Below are 23,862 nucleotides of genomic sequence, written 5' to 3'. Positions count from 1 at the left end.
CGGCCGGTCACCGCATCACCACCCGGGGCGCGCGGGCCGTCGCCCCGGCCGCTGTGCGCCGTCGCACGCCCTTTCACGCTCCGTCGCACCACCCCGACGATGGACTCCTGTACCGCAGACACCCGTTCCGGCCGTGCCGCAACGCAGACGGGAGATCTCCATGGGACAGCAGCCGATCGTCATCGACCCCGCGGGGCGCGACATCCACGGCGAGGCGGCGGAACTCCGGCGCCACGAACCCGCCGCCCCGGTCGAACTCCCCGGCGGGATCAGGGCGTGGGCCCCCGCCGGATTCGAGGTGCTCAGGCAACTCCTCACCGACGACCGGGTGTCCAAGGACCCGAACCGGCACTGGCCGGCCTGGCGGGAGGGAAAGCACCGGGACGGCTGGATCAACAACTGGGTGGGCGTGACCAACATGTTCACCGCCTACGGCGCCGACCACCGACGGCTGCGCCGGCTCGTCGCGCCCGCCTTCACCAAACGGCGGACGGACGCGCTGCGGCCCCGCGTCGAGGAGATCACCGCGACGCTGCTCGACCGGATGGCCGCCGCCCCCGACGGCCGGGCCGACCTGCGGGCCGCCTTCGCCCACCCGCTGCCGGTGGCCGTCATCTGCGAGCTCTTCGGCGTCCCCGAGGACCGGAGGACCGACACCGCACGCCTCGTCGGCGAGATCTTCGACACCACCGCGGCGCCGGAGGCGGCCCTCGCCACCCTGCACGAGGCGTACGCGCTCCTCACGGACCTGGTCGCCGCCAGGCGCGAGCGGCCCGCCGACGACCTCACCAGCGTCCTGATCGCCACCCGCGACGAGGAGGGCTCGCGCCTCACCGAGGACGAACTCGTCGACACCCTCCTCCTGGTCGTCTCCGCCGGCCACGAGACCACCGTCAACCTGATCGGCAACGCCGTCCACGCCCTGCTCACCCACCCGGAACAGCTCGCCCGGGTACTGGACGGCGAGTTCTCCTGGAACGACGTCATCGAGGAGACCCTGCGCTGGTCCCCGCCGGTCGCCAACCTCCCGCTGCGCTACGCGGTCGAGGACATCGAGCTTCCCGGCGGAGTCACCCTCGCGCGCGGCGACGCGATCCTGGCCACCTATGCCGCGGCCGGCCGGGACCCCCGGCGCCACGGCCCGGACGGGGACCGCTTCGATGTCTCCCGGCCCGACAAGGAGCACCTCTCCTTCGGCCACGGCGTCCACTTCTGCGTCGGAGCCCCACTGGCCCGGCTGGAGGCCTCGATCGCCCTTCCCGCCCTGTTCGACCGCTTCCCCGGCCTGTCCCCGGACGACGGGGCGGCACCGGCCGAGCCGTTGGAGTCCTTCATCTCGTACGGCTTCGCCACCCTTCCGGTGCGTCTCTCCTGAAACGCCCGCCCGGATCCCGCCGCCGTGGACGTGCCGTCTAGGGTGCGGACATGACCTCGCAGCGCTATCTCTCCGAACTGTTCTCGCTGGACGACCGGGTCGCCGTGGTGACGGGCGGCAGTTCCGGGATCGGCCGTGCGATCGCCGGTGCCCTCGCACGGGCGGGCGCGCGCGTCGTGATCGTGGCGCGCAAGGAGCCGGAACTGGCCGCCGCGGTCGACGAGCTGGTCGCGGAGGGCTGCCGGGCGGCCTGGGTGAGCGCCGATCTGAGCACCCGTGACGGGGTGCGTACGGCCGCGGAACGGGCGGCCGAGGTGTTCGGCGAGCCCGACATCCTCGTCAACAGCGCCGGGATCAACCTGCGGCCACCCATGGACGAACTGGGCGAGGACGTGTGGGACGCCACGATGGCGGTGAACCTGGAGGCGCCGTACCTGCTGGGGCAGCGGTTCGGGCCCGGCATGGCCGAGCGGGGCTTCGGGCGGATCATCCACGTCACCTCCCAGCAGGCGCACCGGGCGTTCGTCCAGAGCGGTGCCTACGGGGTCTCCAAGGGAGCGCTGGAGTCGCTGGCCCGCTCCCAGGCCGAGGCGTGGTCGCCGCACGGCGTCACCTGCAACACGCTGGTCCCCGGCTTCGTGATGACCCCGCTCAACGCGCGGCTGTCCTCCGACCCGGAGAAGGTGGCCGCGCTGGCCGCGCGCACGATGGTCGGCCGCAACGGCCTGGCCGAGGACTTCGCCGGAGCGGCGGTGTTCCTGGCCGGCCGCGCCTCCGGCTACGTCACCGGACAGGCGATCTTCGTCGACGGCGGGCTGTCCGTCCACTGAACCCGACACGCCATCAGGACCGAGCCGGTCGGTCCGCAGGGACGACCCCGCGACGGTGCGCGGGGTCGTCCCTGCGGACGTGATCGGGCGGAGGCCGGCCGGGTGTTGTCCTGTCGGCGGCACAGGCAGGTGCGGTTCACGTGCACCGGCACGGTCGGACTTGGTGCGGAGGCGGAGAAAAACCTGATCCGGACCGGCCGGGGCGAGCCGGGAGGGAACGGACGGCCCCGTCGGCGCGTCCTCTGCGGGCGAGGCCCCGGCCTATGCTGGGCGCATGTCCACCGACGGAGTGCCGCCGGACAACCGGGGCGGCGGGGAGTCCGGAGCCGACGCGGAGTTGCCCGCGACCCTGCACATCGCCGGGCTCGCGCTGAACCTGGTGGAGAGTCCGCCCGCACTGGCCTGCTGGAGCGGCGGCTTCCCGGTACCGGCGGGCGCCGACCCGGCCGTGGTCAACCTGGTGATCGAACCGCCCGCCCCACCGCAGCCGGCCACCCTCCGGCGCGTCCACGACGTCGTGAGCCGGTTCGACGCCCTCGTCGCCCGGGCCGGGGAGTACTGCCGCGTCCGGCTCCGGGAGGAGGGGTACGGACTCACGGCGGGGGAACTGGACCGGCTGGACCTTCCGGAGCCGCCGTGGGGGCTCCCCGAGGCAACGGTGTGGACCGACCGGAGCTGGATGATCCGCTTCGCCGAGAGCGGGCTCGGCATGGGCGACCCGTACGGAATCCTCGTCACCTTCGACGGGACCCGGCCCGTCGATGTGCAGGGCACCGACGACGAGTGACGAACCGCCCGCCGGTCCGTACGGGAGAACGGCGGACGAACTGTCAGGACGGCCGGACCGGGCGAGTGTTGCCGGAGCCGGAGCCGGAGCCGGAGCCGGAGCCGGAGCCGGAGCCGGAGCCGGAGCCAGGTCGGGGCAGGTGCCGGGCCCGGGTCGGGGCAGATGCCGGAGGCGCGAATCCCGTTTCCCGTCAGGTGGCGGGATCTGGATCCACCGTGCGGCGGAGCGGTTGGGTACTGCACCGGAACGACCCCCCGAAGGACCGGGAGACGGAGAAGTCGACGTACTCGACCGTGATGCCCCGTCGCTTCAACTGCTCGCCGATGTGGGCGAATTCCGGGTCGGTGACATAGGTGTCGGGATCGACGGGAAGTCCGTTGGTCGCCAGGCGGGCCGTTTCCGCGAGTGACACCTCGATCCGGTCCCATGCGCGAAGACGCTCGGGAATGCCGTCGAGGAAGGCGTCGGGGCAGGCGACGAGGAGCCCTTCCCGGACGAGACCGAGCGCGCAGTCCAGATGGAGGATGTCGGGCCGGAGCCGGACGCTCTCCACGGTGTAGCCGAACGGGGCGAGGTAATGGGCGAGCCAGGCGATGCCGGCGGGGCTGGACGCCAGTCCCGAGGTGCCGACGAAGACGTGCCGGCCGAGGACGAGGACATCGCCGCCCTCCAGGAACGGGCCAGGTCCGAGGGCGGGGTCGTGCTCCTCGGGAACCTCCGGCATGGGCGTGGCGACATAGCGCGCGCCGGTCGTGAGGACGCGTTCGGCGAACAGCCCCCGCATGGGGAGCACCTCGACGCGCCGGTGCGCGAAACGCATGGAGCCCTCGATGACATGGTCGCCGATGGTGAAGAACGGGTCCCTGGCGAAAAAGTTCGCGTACCCGGCGCTCCCGGTGAATGCCTTCTCGGCGGAGGTCAGCAACCGGGGCCGGAGGATCTCGACCCCGTAGGAAACGAGGACCTCCCCCAGGGCGTCGCGCTCGGCTTCCCACCGCGATTGCCGTGCCGGGTCCGCGTCCCGCAGATCACCGGTGAAATCGATCGCGCCCGGGTCCGGGAGGAACCGGGTCTCGGGGCTGTTCCTCGCGTCGGCCGGAGTGGCGAATTCACTCCGTGCGAGGACGACCGTGCGAAGGGGCGCGAACTCGCTCTCGACATGGACCGCGTCCACCATCGGTGCTGCTCCTCACCTGAGGAAGATTTTTGATCGGGCCGCCGTGCGCGAACAGTCGACCGGACGGTACGACCCCTTCTTTCGTACTTTATCCACCTTTCCCTGGTTGCGGTGTTCCGCCATGGGAACCGTGCCGGGAGTTCTGCCCGACGGCCGAGGACCTCCCGAATCCGATGCCCCGCGGATTGCGCACGCTGCCTCGGGTCGGATTCCGCGGACCTTCCCTTCACGAGGATCGGTGTCGCCATCGGACCGACGTGCCCTGTTCGCCGTGAGGTTCCCGATGCCCTCTGGTGCGCGACGACGCGCACGGCCATGCTGTCCGCCGACAGCATGCGCCGCCTGCGGGAAGGGCCGCGCAACCCGCTTGATTCCAGGAGGATTTGTGGTTCTTGGCACAGCCGGCCGGGCGACCGGGCCACGAGGAAGGGCCGCGCGCGGGCGCGGGACGGCGACGCGTTCGCTCGTGCTGCTCGCGACCGTGTCCGCGATGACCGTCGGTACGATCGCCCCCGGCATCCGCCTCGACTCCTACGACCGGCTCGAATCCGACAAGTGGCTGCGGGTCGACCACCTCTCCGTCGACCTGGGCGGCGGCGAAGTGCGCGCCGACTACCTCTCCTCCGGCAAGGTCTCCGATCGGCGCACCGTCTCCGAACTCGCCGCCGGACACGACGCGGGCCGCGGCCGGCGCACCGTCGCCGCGATCAACGCCGACTTCTTCGACATCAACCAGACCGGCGCACCCGAGGGGATCGGCGTCAAGGACGGGGCCACCGTCCAGTCGCCCGCCCCCGGCGTCAACCGGGCCGTCGGCATCGGCCCCGACAGCGCGGGCCGCGTCCTGAGCCTGTACTTCGAGGGAACGCTCACCCTGCCGGCCGGGGAACGGCCGCTCACCGCGTACAACGCCGCCAATGTGCCCTCCGGCGGGGTCGGCGCGTACACCTCGGCCTGGGGAACCGCCGACCGCGCCCTGACCGTGGACGACGCGAGCCCGGTCGCCGAAGCGACGGTACGCGACGGCAAGGTCGTCTCCGTCTCGCACACCCCCGGATCGGGCGAGATCCCCGACGGCACCACCGTCCTGGTCGGCCGCGAGGCCGGAGCCGCCGCACTCGACGCCCTGAAACCCGGCGACCCGGTCTCCCTGACCTACCGGGCACGCACCGACGCCGGGGCCGTGCCGCGCACCGCCGTCGGCGGCCGGGAACTCCTCGTCGTCGACGGGGTCGCGCAGAACCACGACGGCGAGGGCAACAACACCGCCGCGCCCCGCACCGCCGTCGGCTTCTCCGAGGACGGCCGGACCATGCAGGTCCTCACCGTCGACGGACGACAGGCCGACAGCGGCGGCGTCACCCTCACCGAACTCGGCCTGATGATGCGGCGCGCCGGTTCGTACAGCGCCCTCAACCTGGACGGCGGCGGATCGTCGACCCTCGTCGCGCGCGAACCCGGCAGCGACGCGCTCCGGGTGGAGAACAGCCCGTCCGACGGCAGCGAACGCACCGTGCCCAACGGCCTCGCCCTCACCGCCCCCGACGGCAGCGGTCGGCTCAAGGGCTTCTGGGTGCAGCCCCGCACGCCCGCGGCCACCGCGCCCGGCGTCGACCCCGTCAAGGGCGGCCACCCCGACCGGGTCTTCCCCGGACTCACCCGACGCCTCACCGCGACCGGGTACGACGAGACGTACGGCCCGGCACGGGGCACTCCGCGCTGGCGCACCGCATCGGCCTCGGTCGGCACGGTCGACGGCGGCGGGCTCTTCACCGCACGCCGCGGCGGCACCACCACCGTGAGCGCCGCACACGGGCCGGCACGCGGCAGCACCACCCTGACGGTCCTGGACGAACTGGCCCGCATCCAGCCCACCACCCAGCGGGTGGGACTCGCCGACGCCAAGGCCACCGGCACGTTCGGCATCGTCGGGCTCGACGCCCACGGCACCAGCGCCCCCGTCGAACCGCGTGACGTCGCACTCGACTACGACCGCGCGCTCTTCGACATCCGCGACGACGGCCGGGGCTCCTTCACCGTCGCCTCGCGCACCGGCTCCGGCGCCGGACTGATCAGGGCGACCGCGGCGGGTACCACCACCGTCCTCGCCGTCAGTGCCGGCCTCACCGAGCAGCCGGTCTCCTCCTTCGACGACGCCGGGTCCTGGAAGTTCAGCCAGGCCCGCGCGAGCGGATCGCTGGAGGCCACCCCCGACGGCCGCACCGGCACCGGACTGCGGCTCCGCTACGACTTCACCGGCTCCACCGCCACCCGCGCCGCCTACGCCACCCCGCCCGGGCCGGTCACCGTGGCCGGTCAGCCCCAGTCGTTCAAGCTGTGGATCAAGGGCGACGGCAAGGGCGCCTGGCCGACCCTGCACCTCAAGGACGCCGCGGGCTCCGACCAGTTGCTGCGCGGCCCGTACGTCACCTGGACCGGCTGGCGGGAGGTCACCTTCGCGGTGCCGCAGGGAGCCGCCATGCCGCTCTCCGTGCACCGCTTCTACCTCGCCGAGACCGCGGCCGCCAAGCAGTACACGGGCGACATCGTCATCGACGACCTCACCGCCCAGGTGCCGCCCACCGTCGACCTTCCCGAACAGGCCGCGCCCGCCGACGACCTGATCGACACCGCGGCCGTGACCGGGCGCCGGGACTGGCGGTTCGCGGTGATGTCCGACGCCCAGTTCGTCGCCCGCGACCCGGACAGCGCGATCGTCGCCCAGGCCCGTCGCACCCTGCGCGAGATCAGGGCGGCCCGCCCGGACTTCCTGGTCGTCAACGGCGACCTGGTCGACGAGGGCGCGCCCGAGGACCTGGCCTTCGCCCGCCGCGTCCTCACCGAGGAACTCGGCGACGCGCTGCCCTGGTACTACGTACCGGGCAACCACGAGGTGATGGGCGGGAAGATCGACAACTTCGTCGGCGAATTCGGGCCCGCCCAGCGCACGTTCGACCACAGGGGCACCCGCTTCGTCACGCTCGACACCTCCAGCCTCAGCCTGCGCGGCGGCGGCTTCGCCCAGATCCGGCAGCTGCGCGCCCAGTTGGACGCGGCGGCGAAGGACCGCGCCGTCGACTCGGTCATGCTGATCGAGCACGTGCCGCCGCGCGACCCGACCGTGCAGAAGGGCAGCCAGCTGGGGGACCGCAAGGAGGCGGCCCTGGTCGAGCAGTGGCTCGCCGACTTCCGCCGCACGACGGGCAAGGGCGCGGCCCTCATCGGCAGCCACGTGGGGGTCTTCCACGCCTCGCACGTCGACGGGGTGCCGTACCTGATCAACGGAAACTCCGGCAAGGCCCCGGCCGGGGCCGCGGACGAGGGCGGCTTCACCGGCTGGTCGATGGTCGGCGCCGACCGCGTCACCGCGGGCGAGCAGGCCGCCGCACGCCTGCGGCCGTGGCGGGGCGGACCCGACTGGGTCTCCGTGCAGACCCGGGCGCACGTCGACGCGCTGAACCTCGACGCGCCCCCGGTGCTCGGCACGGGAAGCCGTACGAAGGTGACGGCGACGGTCACCCAGGGCACCCGGGCCGTCCCGGTCGGCTTCCCGATGGCCGCGGACTGGACCGGCTCCCCGAACGTCCACATCGGTGACCGGAACGGCGCCCGCCCCCGGCACACCGCGGTCCTCGACCCGTCCAGCGGAACACTCACCGCGCTCCGTCCGGGCACGATCACCCTGGCCGTGACGGTCAACGGCACGACGCAGCGGACCCAGGTCAGGATCACGGCGACCGGGGCCGCACCGGCGGCCTGACGTCCGGGGACCCACCGGCGGCCGCCGCCGCCCGCGCCCACGACCGGCGCGGGCGGCGCCGGGCCGCCCGTACGACGGCCTTCCCCGCGCCACGGCGTGCGCCGGGGCGGGCCGGCCCCGCGACAACGTACGGGCGGGCCCGTGACGGCGTACGGGCGGGTCGGGCGGAATCCGCCCAGCCCCAGGCACGACGTACGGGCGGGCCGCACCCAGGACACCCGGTGCGGCCCGCCCGTCGCGGGTTTCCGCCCGCCTCACACCTTGCGGTAGCCGTACGCCTCCGTCGCCGCGGCCTCCACCGCCGCGATGTCACCGCCCGCCGATGCGGTGACCACCGCGGCCACCGCGCCCTCCACGAACGGCGCGTCCACCAGCCGCGAGCCCTCCGGCAGCTCGTCGCCCTCGGCCAGCAGCGACTTGACCGTGAGCACCGCGCTGCCCAGATCCACCAGCAGCGCGACACCCGCACCGGAGTCCACCGACCTGGCGGCCTCGGCGATCAGCTCCGCGCTCGTCCCGAGACCGCCCGCGGGAGTGCCGCCGGCCGCCGCCACCGGAGCCGTCGCGCCGCCCGCGGCGAGCCCCCTGGCCAGCTCGGCGACGGACTCGGCCACCGGCCCGCTGTGCGAGACCAGCACGATCCCGACCTGTTTCCCGTCGCTCATGCCCGTTCCCCGTCCGTCTTCTCCCCGGCGTCGGCCAGTGCGGCGACCAGCAGGGCCGAGGACGTCGCCCCCGGGTCCTGATGGCCGATGCTCCGTTCGCCCAGATAGCTCGCCCTGCCCTTGCGGGCCCGCATCGGCACCGTCGCCGCGGCCCCCTTCTCCGCCGCCTCCCGGGCCGCCCCGAACGAGGTGCCCAGTGCCTCGGCGGCCGGCAGCAGCGCGTCGAGCATCGTCTTGTCCCCGGCCTGCGCCCCGCCCAGCTGCGCCACGGCCGCCACACCCACCCCGAAGGCGTCCGCCAGCTGCTGCGGAGTCACCTCGGGGGCATCGCCCAGGGCCTTTCCGGTACGGCGCAGCAGCGTCCCGTACAACGGGCCCGAGGCACCGCCGACCGTCGAGATCAGGTTCCGGCCGGCGAGCATCAGCACGGCGCCGGGTGTCCGCGGCCGCTCCTCGTCCAGAACGGCGGTCACCGCGGTGAACCCGCGCTGCATGTTGCTGCCGTGGTCGGCGTCCCCGATCGCCGAGTCGAGCTCGGTGAGACGGTCCGCCTCACGGCCGACCAGGGCGGCGGCCCCGGTCATCCAACGGTGGAAGAAGTCGGCGTCGAGCACATGATCTCCTTGTCGCTGAGGCATGACGGAATGCGGTACGGACGGATCAGCGGCCCCAGCGCAGCGCGGGCGTCTGCACCGGCGCGTCCCAGAGCCGCAGCAGCTCCTCGTCCACCTGGCAGAGCGTCACCGAGCAGCCCGCCATGTCGAGCGAGGTCACATAGTTCCCCACGAGCGTACGAGCTGCCACCACACCTCGCTCGGACAGCACCCGCTGGACCTCCGCACCGAACCCGTACAGCTCCAGCAGGGGCGTCGCCCCCATGCCGTTGACCAGCACGATCACCGGGCCGGTCGGTCGCAGGTCCTCCAGCACCGTGTCCACCGCGAAGTCCGCGATCTCCCGCGACGTCATCATCGGACGCCGCTCCCGCCCCGGCTCGCCGTGGATCCCGATGCCGAGCTCCAGCTCGCCCGGCGGCAGATCGAAGGTGGGGGAGCCCTTGGCCGGTGTGGTGACGGCGCCGAGGGCCACCCCGAAGCTTCGCGACGACTCGTTCACCCGCCGGGCGACGGCCGCCACCCGGTCCAGCGGGGCGCCCTCGTCGGCCGCCGCCCCGGCGATCTTCTCGACGAACAGGGTCGCCCCCGTGCCCCGCCGACCGGCCGTGTACAGGCTGTCGGTCACCGCCACGTCGTCGTTGACGAGCACCTGGACCACCTGGATACCCTCGTCCTCGGCGAGCTCGGCGGCCATCTCGAAGTTCAGCACGTCACCGGTGTAGTTCTTGACCACGAACAGCACCCCCGCCCCGCTGTCCACCGCGGCCGCCGCCCGCACCATCTGATCGGGCACGGGCGAGGTGAACACCTCCCCGGGGCAGGCCGCGGACAGCATGCCGGGGCCGACGAACCCCGCGTGCAGCGGCTCGTGCCCGGAACCGCCGCCGGAGACGAGCGCCACCTTCCCGGCCACGGGCGCGTCCCGCCGCACGACGACCCGGTTCTCGACGTCCACGGTCAGCTCGGGATGGGCCGCGGCCATACCGCGCAGCGCGTCCGCGACAACGGTCTCGGGAACGTTGATCAGCATCTTCATGGATACCTCCTGATGAGATGAGCAGGCAGGCCGACTGGCTGGGTCCTAGCAGGTCGGAGTGGACGTATCGAGTTCTTGGCCTGGGCGCTCCATGGTGCCGGGCGGCGGTTCCGCGCGGTACCGGTACCGGCCGGATGCCGAGTTTCCTGATGAAGCGTCATGTTCGAGCCGGTGCGTAGATTCTTTGCGAATGCGCATCACGGCGCAATTATCGATGGAAGGGGGTGGGTGCGCACTGGTGCGACATCAGCGGGATCGGGGCGATCTCGGGCACTCCGAGTCCGAGGGGCGGGGACGAGGAGGGAGTGGAGGGCGGTGACGCGGAGGTCTTCGCGGCATTCGTGGGAAGGAGCCGGCCAGGACCACGAGCCGTAGCGACGTGTACTGATCACAGCCACCCGCTGACGGCCGCGACGAGGACAGCGGCTTCGGAGCGGACTGCGGGCCTGTCGTGGCGCGTGGCCGCGGCCCGGTGGCGCCTGAGGCGGTTGATTCCGCACCCGACCACTGGCGCTCACGGTGATCGACCGGGTCGAAACGCGGCGGCCGGACCGGCCCGATGCGGGGCACACGGGCCTTCTCCGGCGTCGTTTCGAACTGCGGCGGGCCCCGCGCCGTCCCGCCGTCACCACGGTCGGCATGGGCTTCTGCCCCTGCTCGACCGCCGGGCGAGGCTTGGTGGTGAACCCGCCGCGCGAGCGTCCCGCCGGATCGGCTCTGCAGCGTTCCAGCCGCCGCCTGCGGATCGCCTCCGCGACCCCCTCGCTCCGGCCTTGGCCGTCGACGTGGTCCTGGAACAGCGTGTACAGGCTGCGCAGCGAGATGTGGTGCCGCTCGGCGATGGTGCGAGGAGTCGGATCGAGGTCCGCCAGGTTCTGCTCGATGAGCGCGTCGATCTGACGCAGCAGCACGTGTGCCCGGGCCGCTTCCGGCAGCTGCGGCTCAGCGCCCAGCTGCTGGACGAGGTACGCGGCCGTCGGTTCCACCGCCACGCTGCCGAGGCTGCCCAGGTCGCGCGGCCGGCACTCCGATCCGTTTTTGGCCATCGCGCCCAGGAACTGGGTCAGCACGGCCTTCATGCCTGTGGTGCTGTCCATGCGCCGGGCGATGAGCCGGTCGACCTGCAAGGCAGCCAACGGCAAGCGCTCTTCAGGGATTTGCAGGACCAGGACCTCGACACCGCCGCCGTCGAGTCCCGAGCCGGAGTCGTAGGGGCGGGAGGTGTCCCACGGCACCAGGTCACCGGCACGCGGCTCCGTCTCACTGCCTCCCTGCGCGTACCAGGCCGGTCCCCTGGTCACCGGCCCCAGTTGGTACTGCTCCGGGTCTCCGCGACGGATCAGGGCGGGGGCGTCGTGAGCGCAGCGGGGAGCAGGAGAACCTCGACAACTGCACAGGGCCGAGACCCGGAAAGGCACCCTCCGCCTGGAATGCGGCAGCGTCCCGCGCGTTGAGCGCCGACGGCATCAGCGCACTGGAGATCGTCTCCACGGACCAGTCGAATCTGTCCGGCGCCGGTACTTCGACCGCGCTCACTCCGTGCCACATCATCGAGCCCCATCGTCCGATCTCCCGCCCGGATGCCGCAGCGGCCGGGGGAAGTGCAGCCTGCCGGACGTTCGCCCTGTTCGTACGCGGGTGGTCGCCCGCGAGCGACCGCGTCAAAGGTTGCCACCGGCCCGGATGATCCGGTACCCGGGACCGTCAACGACGACACCATCCCCGAGAAGGTCCGACGGCCGCCGGAACCACCGGGGCGCCGGCCCGCCGGTTTCGTCGTGGGGCGGCTATCGGCTTGCCAGCCCGTGACGGATGGCCCAGGCGTCGATCGACGCCGCCAGTTCCTCGGGCCGGTCCTCGGGGGAGTGGTGGCCGGCCGGGCCGTGGCGGGAAACTTCCAGTCCTGCGATGTTCTCCTCGCACCATGCCACGGCGCGCTGGTCGGTCATGGCGCCCGGGCCCGGCTCGAACGCGGCCAGCAACTTGGGAACCTCAGGGCTGGCGGCCAGCCAGGCGTCGTACTGTTCGATGCGGGCCACCACGTCCGCGGGCTCGGCGTCCAACGGCATCATGCGCGTCCAGGCCAGCACCGGGCGACGGCTCCGCGGGGTCGGGAAGGGGCGACGGTAGACCTCCAGGTCGGCCGGGGCGAGTGGGGTGGCGAGCGTGTCCGGGAGCCCCTCGACGAACAGCGACTTCTCCAGGACCATCTCCTCGCCCACCCCGGGGGTACGCAGGAGAGTGAACAACTCCCGTCCTGCGGCCGGGAACTCGTCGCCGGCCAGCGGCTTGATGATCGTCTCGGTGAAGGCGAGGCCGCGCACGCGGCCGGGGAGACGCGCGGCGCGGTCGAAGGCGAGCGCGCCTCCCCAGTCGTGGCCGACGAGGACGGCCTCGGCAAGGCCGAGGGCGTCGAACCAGGCGTCCAGGTAGCGGGCGTGGTCGTCGAAGGAGTAGGCGATGTCGGGCTTTCCGGAGTCGCCCATGCCGATGAGGTCCGGGGCCAGAAGGCGGCGGCCGGGCGCGGCCYCGCCCGGCAGGACGTTCCGCCACAGGTGCGAGGAGGTGGGGTTGCCGTGGAGGAAGACGAACGGCAGCCCGTCCGGGTCGCCGGACTCGTGGTGGTGGAGGGTGGAGTCGAGGACGGGCAGGGTGGGCATCGCGGTGTCACTTCGCTTTCACTGCGTCGGATTGATCAGAGATTGAGGCTCAGGGCCCGGTCGACGGCGATCTCGATGACGACCAGGTCCGGCGGGTCGTGCGGGGGTGTGCGGTAGCGCTCGGTGTACCGGCGGACCGCCTCGGCCAGGTGCGCGGGATCGTGGGTGACGGTGGCCCGGCCTTCGAGGGTGACCCAGCGGATGCCGTCCGCCTGGCAGAGCGCGATCCGGGCCGCCGGGCCGCCCGCCGCGACGTTCCGGGCCTTGCGGGCTCCCGCCTGGGTGGTCACGCGGACCAGGCCGGTGGCCGCGTCGAAGGCGAAGCGGACCGGGGTGACGTGCGGGGTGTCGTCGGGGCGCAGCGTGGCGAGCGTGGCTGTGCGGGGGCCGGTGAGGAATGACCTGGCCACGGCGGAGAGTCCGGGGGTCGCCCTCCGGCTCACTTCTTCTTCACGCCCTCGTGCCAGATCAGCTTGGCGATGTTCGGCTTCACGGCCGTGGTGATGACGCCCATGGCCGTACGGACGTATCGCCGTTCCTCGAGTTCGCGCAGCATGCTTGCGGCGAGGTCGGTGCGGGCGGTGAAGACGCCGTCGGCGCTGGCCTCGGCAGTGTGGTGGTCGGTGACGACGGGGTGCTCGAACAGGCCCGATGGCCGGACGAGGGTCCAGTCGAGGTCCGTCCGCCGGATCACGCTCTCCATGCGGCGCATGTCCTCGTGGAGGGTGCGGCCGAGGCGGCGGTTCACCAGGGGGTCGAGCACATGGTTGAAGAAGTGCGCGCCGGTGGGGCGCCAGTTCGGGTCGGCGATGCTGGAGCTGACGGCGAGGAGCCGCTTGATGCCGTGGCGCGTCATGGCCCCGGTGATGGCCGTGGCACTCGCCGAGTACGTCGTGATGGTCTCCTTGCCGAAGCGTGTGCCGAGCGCCGACAGGACGGCGTCCGTCCCGGGGATCACGGCGTCGACAGCCGCCGGATCGGTGGCGTCGGCGACGGCCACGGTGAGGCCGGGCGGACCGGAGGAGAGGGAGCCGGGACGGCGCGTCACGGCGACGACCTCGTGGCCGGCGGCGAGGGCCTGGTCGGTGAGGTGGCGGCCGGTCGGCCCGTTGGCGCCGAAGACTGCGATACGCATGATGTCGGGTCAGCCCTTCGCGTGATTGCTGGAACGCCCTTGACTGTGCCGATCCCGCCACGCAGGCTCAACGCCGATGAATAACGCCGCTCCCGCCCCTGCCCGCACCCGAGGTCGTCCCCGCGGCAATCCCCCGACCCGCGAAGCGATCGTCTCGGCGGCCCGTGCGCTGTTCCTGGAGCGCGGATACCGGGGCACCACGGTCCGTGCGGTGGCCGCGGTGGCGGACGTCGATCCGGCGCTGATCGCCTACCACTTCGGCTCGAAGAAGGGCCTGTTCGCGGACGTGATGCAGTTCCAGTGCGCCAATGCGCTGGCGGTGGACGACGTTCTCGGCGGTGACCCGGCCACCCTCCCCGACCGACTGATCGACGCGGTGACGGGCCTGTGGGAGGACGCCGACTTCCTGCAGCTCACGGCCCGGGGCGACGAGGCCGCCGAGGTGATCCGCGAATACCTGGAACGCGAGCTGCTGGCCCGGCTTGTTGAATTTCTCGGCGGTCGGGACGCCACCGCCCGCGCCACGGCCGTGGTGACGATCCTCGGCGGTCTGATCTACACCCGCTACCTCAATCCCCTTCCCACCCCGGCCGCCCTCACCCCGTCCGAGACCCGCACCGTCCTCACCCCGGCACTGCGCGCGGCCCTGGCCCCGAGGCCGCGTCCCGCGACGACCACCGGAGCCGGCCGCCGACGCTGACGGGCGTCCGGTGGTTCGATCACCGCACCGGGGACGAGTTCGGTCGAGCTGCGGCTTCTCATGCCTGACGGGTGGGAAGGACGATCACCTGCCGCAGGTTGACGTGCGGGGGGCGGCTGGTGACGAAGCCGACCACGTCTGCGATTTCGTCGGCGGAGAGCGCGTCGATGACCTCGAACATGCCTTGCAGCTGTTGTGACAGGGCGGGGATGTCCACGTGCTGTCCCAGCTCGGTGTCGGTCAGGCCGGGTTCGATGTTCGTGACGCGCACGTCACGGGGGCCGAGTTCCGCGCGCAGCGTGGTGGACAACTGGGTGAGGGCGGCTTTGGCCGCGCCGTGGACCGCATAGCCGGGGAAGGCGACATGCGCGGCGATGGAGGAGATGTCGACCAGGTCGGCAGACCTGCCATCGCCGGCTTCTCCGGGAAGCCGCCCTCCGAACGCAACCAGGCCCGTCAGGTGTTCCTCGATCCGACCGCGCCCGTCCACTACCCCGACTGGGCCGCGGTCGCCGCCGAGACGGTGGCGTACCTGTGACTGGACGCCGACAGGCACCCGAACGACCCTGCGGTGTCCTCCCTGGTCGGCGAGCTCTCGGCGAAGAGCGAGGACTTCCGCCGGCTCTGGGCCGACCACCCGGTCAAAGAGAAGACTCACGGTGTGAAGCGGCTGGTGCACGTCGCCGTCGGGGAGCTGGAGTTCGGCTACGAGACGCTGGCACTGCCCGGTGATCCGGACCAGTTGCTCGTCGCCCACACGGTCCCGCGGGGTTCAGCGACCGCCGACCGACTGGCCCTGCTGGTTCGCCGGATGGCGGGAGCCGGGGCCGGGTAGGGCGTGCTCCGCCCAGCGTCTTCCCGAGGTGCACGTCCAGAGCGTCCACAGCCGCGATCACGATCCGCGCGATGCCACGCACACCTGGACAGCGTCTCTCATAGGGGCGGACAGGACCCTGGACAAGCCCTGCCTTCCCGGGCCAGAGGCACTCTCCGGTGATCCGGCCGGCGGTTGGACATCAGCTCGCACGTGTCACCGGGCCCAGGATCCAGGCAGTTCCAGCAAAGTGTCGCCGACGATCAGGAGTGGTCGCCGTGAATGCCACCGCGCATCGTCCGCCTGGCCGTGCAGCGGCACGGTAGCCAGTTGGAAGCGGGCATCCAGCGCGTCGAGCTCCGCCTGCCGCGCGGCTCGAATCCTGTCGGTGAACACGGGCCACGCCTCCGCCAGCCACCTGCGGCAACGCAGCATGTCCGCGTACTCCCAGGCGAGTTCGGCGTCGAAGCCCTCCTCGACATCCTGCACCAACGCCTCCCACGCCTCCATCATGGCGTTGAGCGTCACCATCCCGTACCGTGCCGCCAAACCTCGGCTTGCCCGATGCACCGACTCGTAGTCGTCTGCGCCGAGCACTTCCATGTCCATGGGCACAGCCTGCCGGCCGTTCCGCGTGGCATGGGTGCGTTGCTCAACAAATGAGGTCACCGCGGCCAGGACGAAGACCGGGCCAAGTTGACGAGAGGCTGTGAACGCCGAGGGGGTCCGGGTGGGGTTTCTCTTCGAGAGCCGGGTGGATCTGGGTGCTGTCCAGCAGGGCGGGGAAGGTACTCACGGCGCCGAGGGCCATCACGCGGCTGCCCGGGCCGCCCTCATCGCCTGCGCGTCGGAAGCGGTCGAAGGAAACGTCACCAAGGCCGAGCTGCTGAAGGGGCAGGCGTACGACCGAGCCGACTGCGATCCTCTTCGACCTTCCACGACGCCGCATCCCGCTCTCGTCGTGATCGACCGGCCACCACTCCCGAAAGGGCGACAGGGGCCGGAAGCCGATCCAGGGCCTGAGAGGCGGCGGTGCTGCCGTGGCCGCGGACGTCGGTGTCCGCGTGCTCGGTGGCGAGATGCCCGACCGAGTGGCGGAGGAGGTGCTCGCCGGTCGGCGCCCTGCCCGGCGATCATCTTGATCTCAAGCATGGTTGAGGTTCTAGTGTTCTCCCCGGTTGACCATCTGACGACGGGAGAAGACACGTGATTCTCGTGACGGGCGCCACCGGGAACATAGGAAGCGCTCTGCTCAAGGGGCTGCACGCGTGCGGTGCAGGGCCGCTGAGGGGGCTCACCCGTGACGCTGCGCGGGCCTCGTTCCCCGAAGGGGTGGAGGCGAAGGAAGGCGACTTCGCCGACATGGCCTCCCTGAAGTCCGCGCTGGACGGAGTGCGCTCGCTGTTCCTCGTGTCGCGGATGGGCTCTGATGCCGACATCCTCGATGCCGCCCGCCGAGCGGGTGTCGAGCACGTGGTGCTCGTGTCGTCCATCACCGCCCAGACGCATCCGCATCTGGGCCCCGCCCGCGAAAACATGGCTGTCGAGCAGCTGCTCAAGGACAGTGGCATGGCCTGGACGGTTCTGCGGCCGACGCAGTTCGCCTCGAACGCCATGTGGTGGGCGGCGTCAATCCGTGAGCACCAGACGGTCCGCGTGCCGTATGCGGACACCGGGCTGCCCACGATTCACCCTGCGGACATCGCAGCGGTGGCGCAAGTGGCTTTGACCGAGCCCGGTCACCAGGGGCGGACGTATGAGCTGACCGGCCCGGAGCGGGTGACGGCCCGGCAGCAGGTGGAGGCCATCGCGGCGGCCCTGGGGCGGGAGGTGCCATGTGCGGAGATCGATCGGGCGGAGGCCCACCGGCACATGTCCACGTTCCTGGGAGCCGAGGCCGCGGACGCGGTGCTGGATGTGACGGGCGGGGACGTCAACGACGAACTGCTGGCGGTGCGCGACACGGTCCCAAGGGTCACCGGATCACCCGCCAGGCCGTTCCACCAGTGGGTCCTGGAGAATGTCGCCGCCTTCCGCTGAGGCGCCCGTTCCTGGGCCACGTCCACGCGTACTCGGTTGGGACCCACACGCGTATGCCGATGGTGCGACGACCGGCAGCCCGTCAGGGGTGGCCGGCCGTCGAGGCGGACGACATCGGTGGCCGGTCGGCCCCGATGGGTTCTTCGGGTGCCGCCCGTTTCGTCGGCCGGGTGTCTGTCGGGGGCGTCAACCTGCCGATGGCCGCGTCAACGGTCCGCTCACGGCCGCCGCGACCGGACTCGGCCGGTGGCCGCGCCCCTTCGGGCCTGTTCGCAGAAGGCCACCGGCCGGGCCCGGCCCGTCCGCGGAGTACACCGCTGCCCCGGACCACGGGTTGGTGGTTCTCCATCCGATCGAGTGCGGCCGGTCGCCCTTCCGTTTCGGTGCGTGTGCTCCTGCCCATGATCCGCCTGGCGCCCCGGCGGGCGTCCTGGTCGTCCAGCCACAGAAGAACGGAGCGGTTCATATGACCACAGAAGGCGGAGAGCCCATCGCGTCGGTCACCGACGCGACCCTCGCCGACATCGCGGCCCACGGCATCTGGCGCGGCGCGAGCCTCGACATCAACCCGTCGGTGCTCGCCGTCGCCCGGGCCCTGCTCGCGGCCCTCCAGGGCACGGCCCCGGCCGGGGTGCTCCCGGACGAGCTGCGGGAGCTGGTGGAGCGGGTCCTGCGGGAGGCCGGAGTCAGCTTCCCGCGCATTGCCGTGACGGGGGAGATCGGTCTCTCCGCGTTCGCGATCAAGCAGAAGACCTCGGAGCCGCGCCCGGTGGTGATCGTGCCGGCCGGGTGGAACCCGTACGGCTGGATGCCGTTCATGGTGGGCTACCTCTCCCTGGCGGCGCGCGGTTACCACGTCCTGGCGTACACGCCCCGTGGGTTCGGCGAGCCGGGCGGGCCGTTCACGTCCGACGGGTTCATCGGCGTCGCCGGACCGGACGACTGGTCGGACGGCTCGGCGGTGATCGACCACGCGGAAGGGCTGTTCACGCCGAGCAAGGTCGGGTTCCTCGGTCTGTCCTACGGCTCCGGGATCAGCCAGCTGGTCGCCGCGCACGACGAGAAGAACCGGGTTGCCACCGTGGTCGCCCTGAGCACGTGGGGCAACCTGGCCACCAGCCTCTACGACAACGGCACCCGGCACGAGAAGGCCGTGGAGCTGCTGATCGGTTTCACCGGAGCCGAGGAGGGCAAGGAGAAGGAGAAGTTCGACGAGGCGACGTGGCGCATCCTCCAGAACTTCCAGGACGGGCAGAACATGGAGGAGGTGGTGGAGTGGGGCACCGCGCGTTCCCCGGAGACCTACGTGGACATCACCAACTCCCGTTCCGTCCCGACCTTCTACTCCAACACCTGGCACGAGAGCCTGTTCCCCGCGGGTGAGGCGATCGCGACCTTCGAGAAGCTCACCGTTCCCAAGCACCTGAACCTGTGGATCGGCGACCACGGCGCCCCGGAAGGCGTCGGCATCACCGGCATGCCGAGCGGTACCCCGTTCCGGGGCTTCCTGACACCGATGACGGAGGCATACGCCTGGCTCGACCACCACCTGCTCGGCGCGGCCGACGAGGTGCCGGACTGGCCGGTGGTCAACAGCCAGGTGATGTTCACCTACAAGACCAAACCGACCGGCATCGGCGGCGACCGGATCGTCGAGGAAGCCCGGCGCGAATCGCTCGGCTCCTGGTCCGAGGCCACCACCGGCACCGAGGCCTGGTACCTGAGCGGCAGCAACGGGGACGGCGATGCCGCCCTGTCCGACAAGCCGTCCGCGGGCTGGAGCCGGACGTTCACCGCCGGGTACGAGACCACCGCCACCGCCATGGACGACATCATGGAGACCGGGCAGAAGGAGTGGTTCGGCAACCCCAAGGCCTACGACCCGGCCGGATTCGACCAGGACCGGCTCCTGGTCTGGTCCACCGAGGAACTGGCGGGCGGGCGCCGCATCCGCGGCGCCGCCAGGATCGAGCTCACCGTCCGCGTCGAGGAGGGTGACGCCGCGACCCTGGTCGCCTACCTCTTCGACGTGGACCCGGACGGCAACGCCCGGATCATCACCCACGAGCCCCTCACCATCACCGGTCTGGACACCGGCACGGACCGGACCGTCGACTGGACGCTCCAGCCCGCCGCCCACGACCTCGCCGACGGCCACCGCCTCGCCCTGGTCGTCAACAGCCGGGACCGCCTCTACGCGTTCACCGGCAAGCAGGACGCCGCCACCACCATCACCTCCCCGACCGGCCGGGAAGCCGTCCTGGAACTGCCACTCGGCTGACCGGCACCCCGGATGCCACCGGGCGGGCACCCCTTCACCGAACCCGCCCGGTGGAGCCGGGGCATGCGGACCTGACCCACCGGGCCGGGACTTGTCCGGCCGGTCATGCGCGGAGCCGGACGGCGAGGGCCGCGGCGGTCGCGGTGCCGAGGAAGACGCGGCCGCGCCTGTCGTGGCGAGCGGCCGCTGATCCGGCGTGCTTGAGCCGGTTGATCGCCCGTGCGATGGTGTCGCGTTTCTCGTACCGCTCTTCGGCGAAGCCGGGGTGACCGTCCGCCGTGTGACCCTTTGCGCAGGCGGGCGGCCCGGCTGTCGGTCCTCTCCGGAATCGTGTGCCGGATGCCCGTGCCGCGGATACTCGCGGCACGGGCCCTTGCCACAAGCAACCCGTACCCGGCGCCGACCGCCCCGCGCGCCCGCCTCGCCGCGACGGCGGCCGGTCACGACGCCCCGGGAAACCGGCGCCCGAACCGGGTGACCTCGCGCTGAAGTCGTGCTTTGCTGAACCGGTTTGACGCACCGAGAGATCCGCACAGCGCACCGCGCGTAAGCACGAGGAAAGAGGAAAGCCGACGATGATACCGACGCTCGCCAGAACCCGCTCGTGGCCCCTGTCCCGGTGGTCCGCCTCGCCGCGTTCCTCCGCGCCGGGCCGGCGTGCGGCCGGCGTGCTGCTCGCCGTCACCGCCTGCGTGGCCACGCTGCTCGTGCCCGCGCAGACCGCCGACGCGGCGACCGTCCCCGCCGGCCCGGTCTTCAACAAGCCGACCGGCACCACCGCCGAACAGCAGGCCATCCGCGCCCAGGTCCGCTCGGTGATCGCGAACGCGGACAGCGGCTCGGTCCTGCGGCTCGCGATGTACCACCTGTGGGACGAGACGATCGCCACGGACCTCGGCGCCGCGAAGGCCCGGGGCGTCGGCGTCAAGGTCGTCCTCGACGAGAGCACCCTGGAGTACCGGGCCTCCTACGACCTCCTCAGGAGCAGCCTCGGCACCAGCACCTCCGCCGCCTCCTGGGTGGCCCTGTGCGCCAAGGACCGCTCGTGCCTCAGCACGGAGCAGACGGGCATCAACCACAACAAGTTCCTGCTCGCGAGCAGCGTCGGCGACGGCGCCCAGAAGAACGTCGTCGTCCAGCTCACCTCGAACCTGACGCCGTCCAACTACAGCCGTTACTGGAACAGTTCGGTGACCGTCGCCGGCAACACCGCCATGTACGACGGCTACGCGGACTACTTCACCCGTCTCCCGGCCCAGAACCGCACCGCCTGGTCCTACACGTACGGCAACGCGGGCGACTACAAGTACTACTTCTTCCCCCGCGCGGGCAGCGACGCGACCACGGACACCGTGGTCAACGCGATGGACAACATCACCTGCCGCTGGACCGACTCCGCGGGCACCGCGCGCCGCACCACCGTCCACGCCGCGATGCTGAAGATCACCCGGCAGGCCGTCGCGGACAAGCTGCGCACGCTGGCGGGCCAGGGCTGCCTGGTCGATCTGGTCTACAGCGAGACCGACTCCGGCACCTGGACCGCCCTGCACGGCGTCTCCGGCATCACGAACCGCTGCTACCAGCACGACGACGACGGCGACTCCACGACGCCCAACCGGATCGTGCACTCGAAGAACTGGATGGTCGACGGCATGTACGCGGGCACCGTCCAGAAGGTGATGTTCACCGGCAGCCACAACTGGAGCGGCCCGGCCCTGCGCAACAACGACGAGGCCATGCTGCGCATCACCACGCCGGCGGTCTTCGACGCGTTCGAGGCCAACTTCCAGGCCGCACGCTCCGCCGCCGTGCCCGGCACCAGTGACAACGTGGCCGACTGCAGGAGCTGACAGCGGCCGGACCCGCCGCGCCGACATGTGATCGTTGGTCCGGTCGTGCCGTTGACCGACGCGCAGTGGGCACGGACGGAGCCGTCGTCGCCTGGCCGGGCACCGGAGCGGGGCAGTCGGTGACGCGATCACCGGCAGGTGATCGACGCGATCGCGTGGGATTTCCGGACCGGCTCGCAGCGGACGCACCTGTCCGCCGCGTACGGCTCGTGGAAGGGCGTCCGCACCCGGCTTCGGAACCGGGCGATCGACGGGACCCGGGAGCGCGTCCTCACCGCCCCGCTCGCCCGGGCGGATGTCGAGGGCGATCCGGTCCGGGTCGTCCCGGTCGACTCGACCGTTGTGCGCGCCCACCGGAACGCGGCGGTCGACCGCCACCGGGAACGGCCGAGGCCGCGCGGTGGCACCGGCGCGCCGCCGAGCAGGGCTGCGCCCCCGCCGTGCGTCGGCAGGGCCTGGACGCCGCCTCGGCCGGCCGCACGGCGTGGCTGCGCGGTGCGGCGGACGGGGGCGGCACACCGGGGATGGCGGCCCTGGGCATGGTGCTGCGGGACGGCGGCCGGGCGGAGGAGGCCGAGAGACGGCTGCGCGCCGCGGCCGACGCGGGGGAGGCGTCGGCCATGTACTCCCTCGCCCACCTGGTCCAGGGCGCGGGACGGGAGGCCGAGGCCGAGCAGTGGTACCGGCGGGCCGCCGACCTGGGGGATCCGCAGGTCATGAACAACCTCGGCACCGTCCTCCGCCACACCGACCGCCTCGCGGAGGCCGAGCAGTGGTACCGCCGCTCGGCCGGGACCGGGGAACCGATGGGCATGCTCGACGTCGGCGAGCTGCTGGAGGGGCCCGCCCGCGGGAGGCCGAGCAGTGGTACCGGAAGGCGGCCGCGAACGGCTCGGCGAAGGCCGCGGCACATCTGCGCCGGATGCGTCCGGGCCGCCCGGTGCCTCACCCCGGGCCCGTGCCGTCAGACGCCCGCCGCACGGGCCGCCGCGTACACCTCGGCCGCCACGTCGATCAGCTCCGCGGCGTCGCGGGTCGTGCCCTGGAGGTCGATCAGGAACTCCGGGACGCCCGTCGCGGCATGGGCCGCCAGGTCCTCGACGATCTGGGCGACATCGCCGTGGAACGCCTCCCGGCCCGCCCCGGCGACCGGCTCGGCGCTGTACCTGGCGTTGACCCGCACGCAGACGTGGAGCGGCCGTTCCCGGCCGCGCTCGGCCGCCAGGTCCCGGACCTGCTTCCACTGCTCGGCCAGCCGGTCGGCCCCCATCGCGACGGGCATCCAGCCGTCCGCCCGGTCCACCAGTCGGCGCATGGCCCGCGGACCGGTCGCCGGCAGGTAGACCGGAATGGGTCGTGCCGGCTTCGGGCCGACCTCGGACGGGACGATCGTGGTCAGCTCGCCCCGGTAGGAGACCGGGTCCGGGCCCCAGACGGCCGCGCACACGTCCAGCAGCTCGTCCAGGACCGCGCCCCGCTTCTCGAAGGGGGCCACGGAGGCCGCCGCGTACTCGTCGAGCGACCAGCCCGTGCCGATCCCCGCGACCACCCGGCCGCCGCTCGCGGCGTCGAGCGAGGCGAGCGAACGGGCCAGCTGGAACGGCACGTGCAGCGGCGCGACCAGGACACTGGTGCCCAGCCGGGCCCGCTCCGTCGCCCCGGCGGCGAGCGCGAGCGTGATCAGCGGGTCGGCGACACCGCGGTACTGCTCGGGCCACGGCAGCCCCGGTACGCCGTACAGCCCCTGCGTGGGGGATTCGGGGAAGACGATCCGCTCGAAGACCCACAGGCTCTCGTAGCCGGTCTCCTCCGCCGCGCGCGCCACGGCGGCCACGTCGCGGCCGATGTCGTACTGCTTCATCTGCGGAAGACCGAGACCGATCGGGACCGGCATGTGTGCACTCCTTCGGACGGGCAGTGGGACAACCACCGTATGACACTTGCCTGTTGAGCGTTCGACGTGTTGTCCGCCGTGACGCGGGAAGGCCGCGGACGGCCCATGCGGGGCGCGGTCCTGGACGAGCTGCTGGACGTGTGCGCGGCCGTCTGGGGCCCGGACCCGGTCTCCTACCGGGGCGAGCTGACCACGATCGTCCCGTCCGAGGTCGGCCCGAAGCCGGCACGACCCATTCCGG

At 72.2% G+C, this 23,862-nt stretch carries 18 protein-coding genes and 4 pseudogenes; 11 read left to right on the top strand and 11 right to left on the bottom strand.

Annotation, left to right across the window (positions count from 1 at the left end):
* Positions 1-160 precede the first annotated feature (160 nt).
* The 3 genes from EAO76_RS10790 (at position 161) to EAO76_RS10780 (ending at position 2,992) form a co-directional block, all read left to right on the top strand.
* Positions 161-1,375, top strand: coding sequence for a cytochrome P450 (locus tag EAO76_RS10790; protein WP_148835707.1), 1,215 nt, complete (start codon positions 161-163; stop codon positions 1,373-1,375).
* A 50-nt stretch (positions 1,376-1,425) separates the two neighbouring features.
* Positions 1,426-2,205: an SDR family NAD(P)-dependent oxidoreductase gene (locus EAO76_RS10785; protein WP_148835706.1), complete on the top strand. Its 780-nt coding sequence runs from the start codon at positions 1,426-1,428 to the stop codon at positions 2,203-2,205.
* 274 nt (positions 2,206-2,479) lie between these two features.
* A complete protein-coding gene (locus EAO76_RS10780; RefSeq protein ID WP_148835705.1) occupies positions 2,480-2,992 on the top strand; it encodes a hypothetical protein in 513 nt (170 codons plus the stop codon).
* Positions 2,993-3,182: 190 nt separating this feature from the next.
* Here EAO76_RS10780 and EAO76_RS10775 read toward each other — a convergent pair whose 3' ends face one another.
* Positions 3,183-4,169 carry an amidinotransferase gene (locus EAO76_RS10775; RefSeq protein WP_187438552.1) on the bottom strand — a complete coding sequence of 329 codons (987 nt, stop codon included), beginning with the start codon at positions 4,167-4,169 and terminating at the stop codon, positions 3,183-3,185.
* A 490-nt stretch (positions 4,170-4,659) separates the two neighbouring features.
* Between EAO76_RS10775 and EAO76_RS10770 the strand changes: the two genes are divergently transcribed.
* Positions 4,660-7,929 (top strand): phosphodiester glycosidase family protein, encoded by a 3,270-nt coding sequence (locus tag EAO76_RS10770; protein WP_262375373.1) that lies wholly within the window; start codon positions 4,660-4,662, stop codon positions 7,927-7,929.
* A gap of 254 nt (positions 7,930-8,183) precedes the next feature.
* Here the strand turns inward: EAO76_RS10770 and EAO76_RS10765 are convergent, their stop codons facing one another.
* The 7 genes from EAO76_RS10765 to EAO76_RS10730 all read right to left on the bottom strand — a co-directional run bounded on the left by EAO76_RS10765 (position 8,184) and on the right by EAO76_RS10730 (position 14,042).
* Complete coding sequence (locus tag EAO76_RS10765; RefSeq protein ID WP_148835703.1) at positions 8,184-8,594, bottom strand: PTS-dependent dihydroxyacetone kinase phosphotransferase subunit DhaM; 411 nt, start codon at positions 8,592-8,594, stop codon at positions 8,184-8,186.
* On the bottom strand, positions 8,591-9,208 hold the full coding sequence (dhaL, locus tag EAO76_RS10760) for a dihydroxyacetone kinase subunit DhaL (protein ID WP_148835702.1): 618 nt from the start codon (positions 9,206-9,208) through the stop codon (positions 8,591-8,593). Before dhaL ends, EAO76_RS10765 begins: the two co-directional genes overlap by 4 nt.
* 46 nt (positions 9,209-9,254) lie before the next feature.
* Entirely contained in the window at positions 9,255-10,247 is a 993-nt protein-coding gene (gene dhaK, locus EAO76_RS10755; RefSeq protein WP_148835701.1) for a dihydroxyacetone kinase subunit DhaK, read from the bottom strand.
* 197 nt (positions 10,248-10,444) lie between these two features.
* On the bottom strand, positions 10,445-11,665 hold the full coding sequence (locus tag EAO76_RS44465; RefSeq protein WP_187438551.1) for a hypothetical protein: 1,221 nt from the start codon (positions 11,663-11,665) through the stop codon (positions 10,445-10,447).
* A gap of 369 nt (positions 11,666-12,034) precedes the next feature.
* A complete protein-coding gene (locus tag EAO76_RS10740; RefSeq protein WP_148835700.1) occupies positions 12,035-12,907 on the bottom strand; it encodes a haloalkane dehalogenase in 873 nt (290 codons plus the stop codon).
* Positions 12,908-12,942: 35 nt separating this feature from the next.
* Entirely contained in the window at positions 12,943-13,317 is a 375-nt protein-coding gene (locus EAO76_RS10735) for a TIGR03618 family F420-dependent PPOX class oxidoreductase (RefSeq protein WP_262375372.1), read from the bottom strand.
* A gap of 29 nt (positions 13,318-13,346) precedes the next feature.
* The gene (locus EAO76_RS10730; protein WP_148835698.1) at positions 13,347-14,042 is read right to left on the bottom strand and encodes an NAD(P)-dependent oxidoreductase; all 696 of its coding nucleotides are present in this window, start codon (positions 14,040-14,042) and stop codon (positions 13,347-13,349) included.
* Between the two features lie 76 nt (positions 14,043-14,118).
* Between EAO76_RS10730 and EAO76_RS10725 the strand changes: the two genes are divergently transcribed.
* The gene (locus EAO76_RS10725; RefSeq protein WP_148835697.1) at positions 14,119-14,742 is read left to right on the top strand and encodes a TetR/AcrR family transcriptional regulator; all 624 of its coding nucleotides are present in this window, start codon (positions 14,119-14,121) and stop codon (positions 14,740-14,742) included.
* Between the two features lie 58 nt (positions 14,743-14,800).
* Here the strand turns inward: EAO76_RS10725 and EAO76_RS46020 are convergent.
* A pseudogene (locus EAO76_RS46020) lies at positions 14,801-15,160 on the bottom strand (SDR family oxidoreductase); the annotation flags it as partial.
* Here EAO76_RS46020 and EAO76_RS46015 point away from each other — a divergent pair.
* Positions 15,107-15,577 (top strand): annotated as a pseudogene (locus EAO76_RS46015) (hypothetical protein). The pseudogenes EAO76_RS46020 and EAO76_RS46015 sit on opposite strands and share 54 nt — an antisense overlap.
* A gap of 195 nt (positions 15,578-15,772) precedes the next feature.
* On the opposite strand, the gene EAO76_RS10715 reads toward EAO76_RS46015, so the two are convergent.
* Positions 15,773-16,165: a hypothetical protein gene (locus tag EAO76_RS10715; RefSeq protein WP_148835695.1), complete on the bottom strand. Its 393-nt coding sequence runs from the start codon at positions 16,163-16,165 to the stop codon at positions 15,773-15,775.
* 597 nt (positions 16,166-16,762) lie between these two features.
* Here EAO76_RS10715 and EAO76_RS10710 point away from each other — a divergent pair.
* The 4 genes and pseudogenes from EAO76_RS10710 to EAO76_RS47535 form a co-directional block, all read left to right on the top strand.
* Positions 16,763-17,596 carry an NAD(P)H-binding protein gene (locus EAO76_RS10710; protein WP_148835694.1) on the top strand — a complete coding sequence of 278 codons (834 nt, stop codon included), beginning with the start codon at positions 16,763-16,765 and terminating at the stop codon, positions 17,594-17,596.
* A 466-nt stretch (positions 17,597-18,062) separates the two neighbouring features.
* Entirely contained in the window at positions 18,063-19,877 is a 1,815-nt protein-coding gene (locus tag EAO76_RS10705) for a CocE/NonD family hydrolase (RefSeq protein ID WP_148835693.1), read from the top strand.
* Between the two features lie 575 nt (positions 19,878-20,452).
* On the top strand, positions 20,453-21,727 hold the full coding sequence (locus tag EAO76_RS10700) for a phospholipase D-like domain-containing protein (protein WP_148835692.1): 1,275 nt from the start codon (positions 20,453-20,455) through the stop codon (positions 21,725-21,727).
* A 524-nt stretch (positions 21,728-22,251) separates the two neighbouring features.
* Positions 22,252-22,506: pseudogene (locus tag EAO76_RS47535) on the top strand (tetratricopeptide repeat protein); the annotation flags it as partial.
* A gap of 185 nt (positions 22,507-22,691) precedes the next feature.
* Here EAO76_RS47535 and EAO76_RS10685 read toward each other — a convergent pair.
* Positions 22,692-23,621 carry an LLM class F420-dependent oxidoreductase gene (locus EAO76_RS10685; RefSeq protein WP_148835690.1) on the bottom strand — a complete coding sequence of 310 codons (930 nt, stop codon included), beginning with the start codon at positions 23,619-23,621 and terminating at the stop codon, positions 22,692-22,694.
* Between the two features lie 108 nt (positions 23,622-23,729).
* Between EAO76_RS10685 and EAO76_RS46010 the strand changes: the two are divergent.
* Positions 23,730-23,862, top strand: a pseudogene (locus EAO76_RS46010) (LLM class F420-dependent oxidoreductase); the annotation flags it as partial.

Origin of the sequence: Streptomyces sp. sk2.1, assembly GCF_008120935.1 — a bacterium.
Lineage (GTDB): Bacteria > Actinomycetota > Actinomycetes > Streptomycetales > Streptomycetaceae > Streptomyces.
Note: the sequence above shows the minus strand (reverse complement) of the source record. Positions and strands in the feature narration are given on the sequence as shown.

Coding starts and splice junctions, on each gene's coding strand:
- EAO76_RS10790 (WP_148835707.1), top strand. CDS start 161: ATGGGACAGCAGCCGATCGTCATCGACCCCGCGGGGCGCGACATCCAC.
- EAO76_RS10785 (WP_148835706.1), top strand. CDS start 1,426: ATGACCTCGCAGCGCTATCTCTCCGAACTGTTCTCGCTGGACGACCGG.
- EAO76_RS10780 (WP_148835705.1), top strand. CDS start 2,480: ATGTCCACCGACGGAGTGCCGCCGGACAACCGGGGCGGCGGGGAGTCC.
- EAO76_RS10775 (WP_187438552.1), bottom strand. CDS start 4,169: ATGGTGGACGCGGTCCATGTCGAGAGCGAGTTCGCGCCCCTTCGCACG.
- EAO76_RS10770 (WP_262375373.1), top strand. CDS start 4,660: ATGACCGTCGGTACGATCGCCCCCGGCATCCGCCTCGACTCCTACGAC.
- EAO76_RS10765 (WP_148835703.1), bottom strand. CDS start 8,594: ATGAGCGACGGGAAACAGGTCGGGATCGTGCTGGTCTCGCACAGCGGG.
- dhaK (WP_148835701.1), bottom strand. CDS start 10,247: ATGAAGATGCTGATCAACGTTCCCGAGACCGTTGTCGCGGACGCGCTG.
- EAO76_RS10730 (WP_148835698.1), bottom strand. CDS start 14,042: ATGCGTATCGCAGTCTTCGGCGCCAACGGGCCGACCGGCCGCCACCTC.
- EAO76_RS10725 (WP_148835697.1), top strand. CDS start 14,119: ATGAATAACGCCGCTCCCGCCCCTGCCCGCACCCGAGGTCGTCCCCGC.
- EAO76_RS10715 (WP_148835695.1), bottom strand. CDS start 16,165: ATGGACATGGAAGTGCTCGGCGCAGACGACTACGAGTCGGTGCATCGG.
- EAO76_RS10705 (WP_148835693.1), top strand. CDS start 18,063: ATGACCACAGAAGGCGGAGAGCCCATCGCGTCGGTCACCGACGCGACC.
- EAO76_RS10700 (WP_148835692.1), top strand. CDS start 20,453: ATGATACCGACGCTCGCCAGAACCCGCTCGTGGCCCCTGTCCCGGTGG.
- EAO76_RS10685 (WP_148835690.1), bottom strand. CDS start 23,621: ATGCCGGTCCCGATCGGTCTCGGTCTTCCGCAGATGAAGCAGTACGAC.